Origin of the sequence: Trichodesmium erythraeum IMS101 (assembly GCF_000014265.1) — a bacterium.
GTDB lineage: Bacteria > Cyanobacteriota > Cyanobacteriia > Cyanobacteriales > Microcoleaceae > Trichodesmium > Trichodesmium erythraeum.
The window spans coordinates 4,339,020-4,351,252 of the sequence record NC_008312.1; the positions used below are offsets into that span (position 1 = coordinate 4,339,020).

The 12,233-nt window shown below is 33.0% G+C and carries 8 protein-coding genes; 1 reads left to right on the plus strand and 7 read right to left on the minus strand.

What is annotated here, in order from left to right; all coding sequences use genetic code 11:
• Positions 1-90: 90 nt before the first annotated feature.
• The 3 genes from TERY_RS13425 to TERY_RS13435 all read right to left on the minus strand — a co-directional run bounded on the left by TERY_RS13425 (position 91) and on the right by TERY_RS13435 (position 4,206).
• The gene (locus TERY_RS13425) at positions 91-1,056 is read right to left on the minus strand and encodes a polysaccharide deacetylase family protein (protein WP_011612335.1); all 966 of its coding nucleotides are present in this window, start codon (positions 1,054-1,056) and stop codon (positions 91-93) included.
• 213 nt (positions 1,057-1,269) lie between these two features.
• The gene (locus tag TERY_RS13430; RefSeq protein WP_011612336.1) at positions 1,270-2,856 is read right to left on the minus strand and encodes a bifunctional pantoate--beta-alanine ligase/(d)CMP kinase; all 1,587 of its coding nucleotides are present in this window, start codon (positions 2,854-2,856) and stop codon (positions 1,270-1,272) included.
• A 321-nt stretch (positions 2,857-3,177) separates the two neighbouring features.
• Positions 3,178-4,206 (minus strand): septal ring lytic transglycosylase RlpA family protein, encoded by a 1,029-nt coding sequence (locus TERY_RS13435; RefSeq protein ID WP_011612337.1) that lies wholly within the window; start codon positions 4,204-4,206, stop codon positions 3,178-3,180.
• 962 nt (positions 4,207-5,168) lie between these two features.
• On the opposite strand from TERY_RS13435, the gene purM reads away from it, so the two are divergent.
• Positions 5,169-6,164, plus strand: a complete 996-nt coding sequence (gene purM / locus TERY_RS13440; protein ID WP_044136811.1) for a phosphoribosylformylglycinamidine cyclo-ligase — start codon at positions 5,169-5,171, stop codon at positions 6,162-6,164.
• Positions 6,165-6,688: 524 nt separating this feature from the next.
• Here purM and TERY_RS13445 read toward each other — a convergent pair.
• The 4 genes from TERY_RS13445 to TERY_RS13460 all read right to left on the minus strand — a co-directional run bounded on the left by TERY_RS13445 (position 6,689) and on the right by TERY_RS13460 (position 11,654).
• Positions 6,689-7,543 carry an ABC transporter permease subunit gene (locus TERY_RS13445; RefSeq protein WP_011612339.1) on the minus strand — a complete coding sequence of 285 codons (855 nt, stop codon included), beginning with the start codon at positions 7,541-7,543 and terminating at the stop codon, positions 6,689-6,691.
• Between the two features lie 497 nt (positions 7,544-8,040).
• The gene (locus TERY_RS13450) at positions 8,041-8,952 is read right to left on the minus strand and encodes an ABC transporter permease subunit (RefSeq protein ID WP_011612340.1); all 912 of its coding nucleotides are present in this window, start codon (positions 8,950-8,952) and stop codon (positions 8,041-8,043) included.
• 333 nt (positions 8,953-9,285) lie between these two features.
• On the minus strand, positions 9,286-10,347 hold the full coding sequence (locus TERY_RS13455; protein WP_011612341.1) for an extracellular solute-binding protein: 1,062 nt from the start codon (positions 10,345-10,347) through the stop codon (positions 9,286-9,288).
• 161 nt (positions 10,348-10,508) lie between these two features.
• The gene (locus TERY_RS13460; RefSeq protein ID WP_011612342.1) at positions 10,509-11,654 is read right to left on the minus strand and encodes an ABC transporter ATP-binding protein; all 1,146 of its coding nucleotides are present in this window, start codon (positions 11,652-11,654) and stop codon (positions 10,509-10,511) included.
• Positions 11,655-12,233: the final 579 nt, after the last annotated feature.

Sequence of the window (12,233 nt, forward strand, 5' to 3'; positions counted from 1 at the left end):
ACAGGAAAAAAAATAGACTATCATTAATTGCTTGGGGTTGGTTTAAATTACCATGCTCTTAAACCTAAAACCTATCAACTTCTTTAATTGTTATTGGTTTTGATTTTGTTGTTTTGCTAACTCTTGCTTATTTAATTCTCTATCTTTAATTGTGAGAAGTTCTGGTATTGTTACAAACTCATAACCTTGTTTTTTCAAACCAGAGATGATCTTGGGTAAAGCTTCTACAACATGCTTTCTTGGGCCTCCACCATCATGTAGTAATACAATACCACCGTTGCTAGCTTTATTCAAAACCCTTTTGGTAATTTCTGGAGCTGACCTGTAATACCAGTCTACAGAATCAGCAGACCATAAGACTACAGTATGTTTCCGTTCTTTTACATAGTCAGCTAAACCATTCTCAAGAACACCACCAGGAGGGCGAAATAGTTTAGTCTTCTTACCTGTGACTTGATATATAAGCTTTGCTGTACTTTCAATTTCACTTTCAATACGCTTTTGATTAATTTTACTTTTTTGATCGGGGTGGTTCCATGTATGATTCGCAATAACATGACCTGCTTCTACAATTTTTTTCCCTATTTCTTGATGTTCGTTTAAATATTGGCCGACTACGAAAAAAGTTGCTTTAATGTTATGTGTTTTCAGAATATCTAATATTTGTTCTGTAGTTTTCTTCCATGGACCGTCATCAAAAGTTAAGGCAATAACTTTTTGTTTGTTTTTAAGAGTAATATTTTGAACAGTTTTTCCTTGAAACCTTTTAGGTACACTAAATTGAAAAATTTTTAATTCTAATTCCCTAAGTTTCTGTCGAGTTGTATCAATGTTTTTAGCCAGGATAGGACTGATTTTAGTTATTTCTAATTTGTTTTCTTTACTATTTGCTTGTTGATTAATTGCACTGCTAGTTACTGGTGGGATTTCTCTTGTGTTTAAGTGTAGTTTCGCAGATATATCTGGTATTAGTATCCCAATTAAAAAACTGCCTCCTGCTGCTATAATTGTTGTTAAAGGTTTTCCCGGCTTAGATAATCTATCTAAATTTGTCATCTTTTTCTTTCTTACTATTTTGTAATTTTTGAGCAGAAATTTTGAAAATAGAAATTTTGACCTATTTTTTAGATGATTTTACTTTCATAATTACTGTTTAGTAATGAAGTAATAATAAATTTAATGACTTGATAATTTTTGAGCAATGTATACAATATTTTGACTTATTTTTAATTTTTTTAATTAATTTTCCTCATAAAATTAGACGTTAATTTAAATTATGTTATTTACTGAGGATTTTCCATAGCAAGTTGTCTTAAAAATATCTACAATTTTTTGAGTGACCTCACCTATGCTTAAACCATCTGTACTAATTTCAACAGCATCTGAAGATTTTCGCAAGGGAGAAATTTTTCGGTTAGTATCTTTTTGGTCACGACAAATAATCTCTTTTTCTACTTCTTCTAAGCTGATGTTCGTTTGACCTTTCTGTTTTAATTCAACTAGTCGCCGTCGCGATCGCTCTTTTAGCGAAGCGGTTAAAAAAATCTTTAGTTCAGCATTTGGAAAAACATGAGAGCCAATATCTCGTCCTTCTGCTACTATTCCTCCTTTAGCGCCAAATTGTTGTTGTTGTTTGACCATAAAATACCTCACTGTAGGCTGGGCTGCAACAATTGAAACATTATTTGTTACTTCCCTACTCCGAATTGCTACTGTGACATCTTGGCCATTGATTACGACATGGTTATTTTCAGGACTATTAAAGCTGATTTGGCATTGACTTACTAATTCTGCTACCTGAGCTTGGTCGGTAACTGGCACACCAGATTGTAATACCATCCATGTTACTGCCCGGTACATTGCTCCTGTGTCCAAGTACAAAAGTCCTAGGCTTTGTCCCACTAATTTGGTAACTGTAGATTTCCCCGCACCAGCAGGCCCATCAATTGCAATGATAGGTTTACGGTTTCTCAAAAGTATATTATCTATTAAACGGCAAGAGCCAATATAAGCAGCGATCGCTAATAAACCTATATTTTGAATATTTTCTAAAGGTTTTAAAGTCTCAGGGTCAACTATTTCCAAATACTCTAGTTTTAATACTGGTTGAGATGCTAACTTTTCCTTAACAGCATTTTCAACTGTTTCTAAAATATTTGGGGTATCTTGATTCTCTAAAAATATTTTTCTACCATAACAAAGAGAAGCATAAAGCATAGAAGCTTGCTCCTTTTGTTCAGGAGTTAAATATTGATTCCGAGAACTAATAGCTAATCCTGAAGCTTCTCGAATTATTGGGCAATAAACAATATTAACTGGCAAACTCAGGTCTTTAACCAATTGCTTAATAATTGCCAACTGTTGAGCATCTTTTTGCCCAAAATAAGCATTATTTGGTTTAACTATATTCAATAACTTAGTTACAATTGTTGCCACTCCCTGAAAAAAATTCGGTCGAGAAACTCCACACATAATTGATGTCATATGAGATGGAGAAACAACTGTAGTTGTAGAGTCTTGAGCATCAGTAGATAAAGCATTTTTCATACCCATTGTTTCAGGAGTGGGAGCAAAAATTACGTCTACTCCTTCCTTTTCACAAAATTCTTTATCTATTTCTAACTGTCGAGGATATTCTTTAAAATCTTCCCTAGGAGCAAACTGTAAAGGATTAATAAAAATGCTGACAACCGTAATCGTATTTTCTTCTCTTGCACGTTTAATTAAACTTAAATGTCCTTTGTGCAAAGCTCCCATTGTCGGAACTAAACCAATAGTATCTGGAGATTTTTTTTGTTCATTTCGCAGTAAATTTAAGTAGCAGTTTAACCCTGCAATAGTTGTAAATAAACGCATTTTTCTTGACCAATATAAGCAATTTTGAATTTATTATAGCAATGTTTATTCTACTCTAAAAAATTAGAAATCAATTAACCATTGACATCCCTTTCTAAATGAATGTGCAAGGGATAATTATTGCGGACCTTAACTTCAATGGGGGGGGGTAATATCTGGGTAATGTTAAAAATTTTAATTGCTCTATTTTAAAACTATAGGTGCGATGGATAAAATGAAAAGCTTTGACTCATCAAACACCAAAATATATTAAATTTAAAAGTCGTACTTAGGGTAAAAATTGGTTTTTATTTGCTGATCTTTTACCAACTCAAGCCTTATTTATGATTCACGAGCCATAACCTCTACTTTGACAGGAGCAACTCCAATTTGAATCATATCTAAAACATCTGCTGCAGCAGAGGATAAATCAATAACTCTACCTGGAATAAATGGACCACGGTCATTAATTCGCACAATAACTGAACTACCATTATGTAAATTAGTCACTCGTACTTTTGTTCCAAAAGGTAGGGTTTTATGAGCAGCAGTCATTGCGTATTGATTAAAACGCTCGCCATTAGCGCTTAAGCGACCATGAAATCCAGGGCCATACCAAGATGCCCAACCTTGAAATTGGAACTGAATTGGTTTAGGAGCAACTTTTTTTGCTTTCGGTTGTGGCAATAGTTGTGGTTTACCTCCTATTTCTTTTAAAGGAGGAGCATTATTAACTTGTCGTCGTAGGCGGTTCGTTGCTTGTAAAGTATCTATTGCTAAGTCGTTGGTAGTATCTGGTAGGATAGTCTGCTCATTTATTTCTACTAATTTTTGGTCATTGGCCAGAATTATGTAGCCTTTGGTATCTGCATCCCACTTTGCTGTAATCTTTAAATTGGGACTTTCCTGAATAAATTGGTCTAGTCGGGACGCAACTACTAATGCTTCCGACAGGGGATCTTTTTGTTTGTTTGAATTGCAACATTGAATAGTAGCTGCTTTGGCCGCAGAGTTTGAACCTTGATGATCAGCCTTCTTATTAGTTTTATCAGAGTCAAGAAAAGTCAGAACTGGAATATTGCGAACATAGAGAGTTGCCGCTTGGCGATCAAGCAGTTCATGAGCTTTAATTTTAGTAATGCTATTGGGCTCTTTTTTTGTGTTAAACCTAAGTTTTCTAACTTTTAGTATATCTGTTTGGCTGTTAGCAAAGGTTTTTGGTAAATTATCATGTGTTTCTAAATTTCTATCTATTGGTTCGTTCGGCTGATCAGTTTTGCCTTCCCGGAGAACATAGGTATAACAGTAAGTTGCACCTACATGAGAAAACATTAGGAAAGTCATAAGACCAGTCCAAATTTTGTGCTTCATAAATTTATTTTTTTATTAGCACATCTAGAGTTGTATTTACCTTGGTATAGTCCAGGAATGACTTTTCCGGATAATTCAAACTCTTTGATGTTTAATTATGATTAAGGATCTGAAACACAATATCACAAACTTTTAAGATTGGGAAGCAAATATTAAAAATATTTTGGTTTATTTTCTAGAAACAAGGCTGATGGTAAACTTATAGAAGCTAGATGTAGTTTAAATTTAAATTATTATGTACATCAAGCTGTAGTATCAAAGTTAGTAACTTAGTAGGTATTTATAACATAAAATATTTATGGCTAGATATTTGAGAAATAATTACTGTTTTTACTCTCAGACTTCACTACAGTAAAAGCCATAAAAATAGAAAAATAGTTAAAGAGTTAAGAAATCCAGCTAGAAATATTTAATATTTGATAATTTAATTAGTAGAATCTCGAAAGCATCAAAATGTTAAAGATATCAAACGAGAAAAACTACAGATATGATTAGATCTAAGATTACAACAATAGTTAATAATTTACAGAATCAACGTAATTCCTAAGTTTTCAATAGAGATAAACTAGATTTTAACCTACTTTAAAAACATCAAATATAGTAGAGAAAAACATAAAAATTAATCGTAAGTGAATCATAAATATACTTTTGTCGAGTCATTATCAATTTGCACAATATTTAATTAAAGCATTTATTCACATATCAGGTGATTCTGGTTCGTTATAATAAATCTACTAACTTGAAAAACTTGTAGTAATTGTGGTCATATTCATCATAAACTTGGAACATCAAAAACAATTAATTCCCTTGAATTAATAATAATAATTTCTAGAGATATAAAAGGGTTAGGAAACATTATGGTTCGTGCTTTGCAGGCAACTACCCTTACTGTCGCAAGTAATGTTATACTATCCTCTGATTAGTTTATTTGACTGATTTGAGTAGCTTAAATATTGCAAATGATGGATTATAAACAAGCTGGTGTTGATGTTGAAGCGGGTCATGAATTTGTTAATAATATTCGCAATTTGGTTATTAGTACCCACCGACCGGAAGTTTTAGGAGGTTTAGGTGGGTTTAGTGGATTATTTGCTTTACCAAGTGGTTATAAAGAACCTGTTTTGGTTTCTGGTACTGATGGTGTAGGTACAAAATTAAAACTAGCAAATACTTTGAATTGTCATGATACTGTTGGTATTGATCTTGTTGCTATGTGTGTTAATGATGTGTTAACATCTGGGGCGGAACCTCTATTTTTTTTGGATTATTTGGCAACAGGAAAATTAAATCAACAACAATTAACTGAAGTGGTTGCTGGTATAGCGGAAGGATGTCGTTTGGCAGGGTGTGCTTTAATAGGGGGTGAAACTGCAGAAATGCCTGGTTTTTATCTCCCTGGTGAGTACGATCTAGCCGGTTTTTGTGTGGGAATTGTGGAAAAAAGTTTGATTTTGGATGGGTCTCAGGTAAAAGTAGGTGATGTGGCAATTGGATTAGAAAGTAGTGGAATTCATAGTAATGGTTTTAGTTTGGTGAGAAAGATTATTGATGAATATAATATTTTTCTACAAGATAACCTAGATTTTTTGGAGCAAAAAAGTTTGGGAGAGATGTTGTTGACTCCAACAAAAATTTATGTTAAACCAATTTTAGCAGCGCAAAAGTCTGGTTTAGAAATTCATGGTATGGCTAATATTACTGGGGGTGGTTTACCAGAAAATTTACCTCGTTGTTTGCCAGAAAAAATGTCTATTGATATTGATAAGAGTAGTTGGGAAATTCCTCCTATTTTTAAGTGGATTTCTGAAGTTGGTAATGTAGATAAAGAAGTAATGTTTAATACTTTTAATATGGGGATTGGTTTTGTAGTTTTAGTGTCACCAACTCAGGTAGAAATGGCGATAGATTTCTTTTTTTCTCAGGGAATAAAAGCTTATTGTTTGGGTGAAGTAAGTTAGTTTTTAATTAGACTTTGAGAAAATTATTGTGGGGATTTATTGATCTGGATGTTACGAGATTGTGCTACAGTTTAGTCTTGAAAAATAGTTGAAGCAAACTTTTAAATAATATTATTATTATTAAAAAAAATCACTTTTATTATTTGATTCTCAATCATAAATGATACTCTGATTAAGTAATGTATTTGTCGCTTTAATTCCTTTTGATTAATTTGATTCAACTAGATTTGATGCTCTGCTCGTGCTGACTGTATTATTGCTTTACTTAGCAATCTTACTTTCATCCTGGGAGAAAATTGAAGAAGGGATTTATAAGGATTAAGTCTCTAAAAATTTTCTACCAATTTTTTAACAAAATCATCATTTACTGCTCTTGAAATGACAAGATAAGCAGAGCTAAAAACTGGTGTTTATTTTTTTTACCTGCTATTTAACACAAAAATTATGGAGTAGGGAGTAATGATAATTAACAGGAATTAGAATAAATAGTGAAAGGGGGTAAATCTTTATAATTTATATCTAGGTTATACAAAACCCTTATTTTTTTTTTCACTCCTATTGCGCAACAATTCTCCAACAATTCCTATTCCTCCTGAACCTATAATTAAAATTACACTCAGAGCATTAATATCAGGTTTTACTCCTGTACGAATGCGACTAAAAATTTCCATTGGCAATGTTGTAACTCCACTCCCAGAAGTAAAACTAGCAATTAAAAAATCATCCATACTTAGTACAAAAGCTAGCAAACATCCAGACACAATTCCTGGTAATAATTGGGGTAATAATACTTTTATAAAAGCTTCTACTGGTGTTGCCCCTAAATCAAGGGCAGCTTCCTCTAAATTAGGGTCTAAATCTGCTAATCTTGTGGAGACAACTAAACCTATATAAGCTAAACAAAAAACAATATGAGCTGCAATAATTGTCCCTAAACTTAATCTAATTGCCAGTGCAGCTAAAAATACTAAAGTAGCTACAGCGATCGCTATATCAGGAATAATTAATGGCAAATAAGAAATACCTAAATATAAGGACTTACCACGAAACTTATATTTAGCTAAACCTACCGCCATTAAAGTACCAAGAACTGCTGCAATAGCCACAGCAAAAAAAGCTACAGTTAAACTATTTTGGAGAGCAACTAAAATCCTAATATCCTGAAAAAGTTTGACATACCATTGTAGAGTAAAACCCTCCCATCCTGAACTATACTTAGATTTGTTGAAGCTATAAAAAGTCAGGACAAAAATTGGCAAGTACATAAACAAAAACATGGAAACTGTAAATATTATCTGCCAAGAAATCTGAAGTTTAGGTTGAGATTTAGACATATCTATTGGGAGATCATCTTCTGGATTAATAATAGTATTTGTCATCTTTAACTCTTTAGTTATCTTTATTCTTTGTTGATAGGGAAAAGAGAATGTTAGGGTATTTGAGAGATAGTAATGGTCTAGTAAGAAGGAGAATAAAAAGCTTTTATCTAATCTACATTCCCTAGGAAAAAATATATTTTAAAATCATGATTCAGAAGTTATAGGGGTCTGTGACAGAAATTAGGATAAAATCATAGTTATTAATATAAGTAAAAAATTGATTCATTATTTATGCTTAATATTTTATATTTCTGCGATGATTTTAACTTTAAACAAGGTAATTTTTGGAAAATTTTATAATATAAATAGTTGCTAAAATACTTATTTTTATAGGCTTTTAAGTTCATAAATTAACTAGTAGAATTTAGGATGTAAGCATTCAGCTATGAGCAGTCAGCTGTCAGCTTTTTAATGAATAAATTAAGCATTCGTTTAATTTATATTAGATTTTCATGTTAATAATAACTGATAACTAATAACTGATAACTGAAATGACTTTATTTAGAGGGTTTACCATCACCAAATTTTAGTAAAAGAGCAATGGCTATACTCACTCCTAAGATCAAAACCATACTTAAAGCCGAACCAAAACCCCAATTTTGAGTAGCTCCTAAAAACTGGTTATAAATTAATCTAGCGGCAGTCATACTGGAAGCGCCACCCAATAATTCTGGGTCAACAAAATCTCCCAAAGAACTAATAAAAACCAATAAAGAACCAGCAGCAATACCAGGTAAACTTTGGGGAACTGTCACTTTCCAAAAAGTTTGTGTAGGAGTAGCACCTAAATCATATGATGCCTCTAATAGTCTCCGGTCTAATTTTTCCAAAGAAGCATAAAGAACCGTCACAATATAAGGTAAATAACTATAACTCATGCCAATCAAAACTGCCGGAGTTCGATTCAATAATTCCAAAGGTGGTAATCCAATAATTCCAATAAATGAATTTAATACACCAGTGGGGCGTAAAATTGTAATCCAGGCATAAGAACGTAATAAAGATGAGGTCCAAAGTGGCAAAATAAAACCCAATAAAAGTAGATTTCGCCAATGTTTTGGCGACATTATAGCAATCCAATAAGCCACAGGAAATCCTAACAATAAACATAAAATTGTTGTGCCCGTAGCCAAATATATTGAACGCCAAATTACCTTTAAATTCAAGGCTTCAAAAACTCGTAAATAGTTACCGATACCGTCAGGAATTACTAAATCTCCTGGTCGAATATTTTCTACTAAACTCAGCTCAAAAATTACTAAGGTTGGCAATAATAATAAAAACAATAACCATAAACCTGCCGGACCTAATAAAATTAAAGGGCCTAATATTTTAATAAATATTTGACTTATACTATTGTTTGACTGAGAATTAAGCACCGGAAAATATGGTTTAGTAGGTGTAGTCATATCAGTTATCAATTATCGTTTATCAGTAATTAGCTCAAGTCAAAATTATTGACTGTATAAATATTTTAATTTTATCAATGTCCTAAAAATTTTTTTGGTGTTAGATGAGTTATAAAATTTATCAAGGATTTGGTTATATAGTGCTATACATAAGTTTAAATTGAAAAGTTAAAAGTAATGTATGATTTAGTTTGAGATGCCTAAGCCTGTAATGCTACAGATGTTCAAAGACAAGAAAATTTATTAATCTTTACCTATACCTTAATAAGTCAAAAAAGTTCGTAGAATAATCCTATAAATAAATTCAGTAATTTATCTTCTTTATTCTTTGAGTTATTCACTTCTTAATTGAGTCCAATATCTTTCATAAACTTCTTCATATTTACCCAGTGGAGCTAAACTTTCGCACTTTTCAAGAACTGACTCCGGAGGAAATAAAGTAGAGTCTTCCTTTAGTTCTTCTGGTAATATTTGATAAGCTTTACGAGAAGCTGTAGTAAAACTTAGTCTTTCCACAATTTGAGCTGCTACATCTGGCTGTAACATAAAGTTAATCCATTGATAAGCACCCTCTGGGTTAGGAGCATTTTTGGGAATTACTAATGTATCTGTCCATAGGGAAGAACCACTGCGTGGGGTAATATATTCTAGATCTTCATTTTCTGGTTTAATTTCTGCTGCATCAGAAGAATAACACATAGCAATTAACAAATCTTCTACCAAAATTTGAGACCGCCAACCATCTGTAGTAAAAGAAGCGATCGCTGGTTTGAGCGTGAGTAACTCTTGATAAGCTTCCTTAATGTTATCTACATTGGTAGAGTTGTAAGAATATCCTAATTTTCTTAAAGCACAACCGATCACCTCCCGTACATCATTCACTAAAGTCATCCGCTTCAATACTAAATCTTGATTTTCCCAGAGATATTTCCAGTCATTAGGTGGAGTAGATAACAATTTGCTATTGTAAATTAAACCAGTAGTACCCCAACTTATGGGTACGCTATGGGTATTACCAGGATCATATATCGGGTCTTGAAATTGGGGAAATAAGTCGTCTAAACCAACAATTAGAGATTGGTCTAACTGCGTCAGCAAATTTAGATTAGTCATTTTTTGTACCATATAATCAGATGGATAGATGACACTATAAGCTCCACCCCCCCCTGCTTGGACCCTAGCTAACATTGACTCATTGGAGTCAAAAACATCTGCAACTACTTTAATTCCAGTTTCGTTGTAGAAGCGATCAAGCAAATCTTGATCTGTATATCCTGCCCAAGTATATATATAGAGTAAATCTGAACGACCCCGCATTTTGGGGTTAGATTTCACTTCAGCTAATCTCCAACCACAACCAGAGAGGGTTGAAACTGTGATAGTAGCTGCTGACATTTTCAGAAATTTACGTCTAGAAGTGGTAGTATTTTGCTGATAAATTGATTTAGCTATATCATTGCCTTGGTATTTCTGTAAATTAGTTGGAGGCACAGTAGTTACAAAAAGTTCAAAGTCAAAATTAAGTTTACGTTTTTTTTGATTGTGTTTAACTATTGTTATGATTTTGATTCACTTAAAGCTAAACAATTTTGTTTTGACCAGTAGACATACATAGGAGTATCTAAGTTAGGCAAAGTTCGTTCTGTATTTGGTTGCCTTACCATCATCTGATCACCGGACAACAGATTTACTTGATAATGTACATGAGTTCCCATATACATTACATTCCTCAACCTACCTTCAAAACAATTTTCTGATACATCTGGAGGATATAGACTGAGATTAACTTTTTCTGGTCGCACACTTAGTACTACTGAAGTACCTCCATAGATTTCTCCGTTTTTTCCATTTACTTTTTTGTATTCTGCAGAAATATTCAGACCACTATCTGTCTTAACAACTAGACTGGAATTATTATTATATTCGACACAACCTTGAAATAAATTTGTATCTCCAATAAAATCTGCGACAAATGGACTTTCAGGACACTCATAAATTTCTTGAGGAGAGCCTATTTGTTCTATTCTACCCTCGTGCATCACAGCAATGCGGTCAGACATACTCATAGCCTCTTGTTGGTCGTGAGTTACCATTACAAATGTGACCCCCAAATCTTTATGTATATTGGACAATTCCATTTGCATTTGTTTGCGTAGCTTTAAGTCTAAAGCCCCCAGGGGTTCATCTAATAATAATACTGCTGGACGATTTACTAAAGCCCTTGCTAAAGCCACCCGTTGTTGTTGTCCACCAGATATTTGATTAGGGTAGCGATCAGCAAATTTCTCCATTTTGACCAACTGCAAAGCTTGTGCTACTTTTTCCTCAGTTTCAGTTTTTCCTAAACGTTTTATTCGTAGTCCAAAAGCGATATTATCTTTAACGCTCAAATGATTAAATAAAGCGTAGCTTTGAAAAACAGTATTTACTGGACGACGGTAAGCAGGAGTTTGACTCATAGATTGGCCTCGAATAATTATTTCACCTGCCGATGGGGTTTCAAATCCAGCTATTAAACGTAATGTGGTAGTTTTACCACACCCAGAAGGTCCTAGAATACTAAAAAATTCTCCTTGACGAATATTGAAGTCCACGCCCTTTACTGCTGTATGGCCTTCAAATACTTTGAATACTTTACGCAGTTCAACGTCATTTTTGGTTTTATTTAGGGTCGTCCCAATATTCAGTGCAGTTTGAGTCATAATTGTTATGCCTTGGGAAATTGGGTTTTCAACTAATTTAAATATTAGGTTTTGTAGTATTTTAACAGTTTGCGCTATTAGACTTCATCAAGAGTGAGTCAAGCTAGTCATGAAATATTTCCAGAAAAGGTTCTCAAACCCTTATAGCACTAATGTTTAAAATCTCTATTTTCCCAGAGGTCTGTTGAAGTAGAACTTAGCTATTAGCAATCAGCTTCTCAAGGTATATGTATAGTATAAATTTTAGTCCTATTTCTTACATATCCCTAATTTTTCCTCAATGGGTAAAAAACACTAGGGGGCTATTGCTCTTGAATTATTAACTTATAACTAAATGCTGTTTGGGGAGAATTCTATCAGGAAAAGCTAATAGTTAGTTAACTGTAGAATTCAGCTATTAAGAATTAGCTTCTTAAGGTGACTGTCAACTCTTAGGGATAAAAACCCCCGTTAGATATCAGATTTATTCTGGCTTAATTAATAAAACTTTTAGGGAAAAATTAGTTTTAATGCCTCCCACCCTGATTAGGGGGAATTTTGAGTTGTTTTTTTTTGATACATATGTTAAAATATTATTAA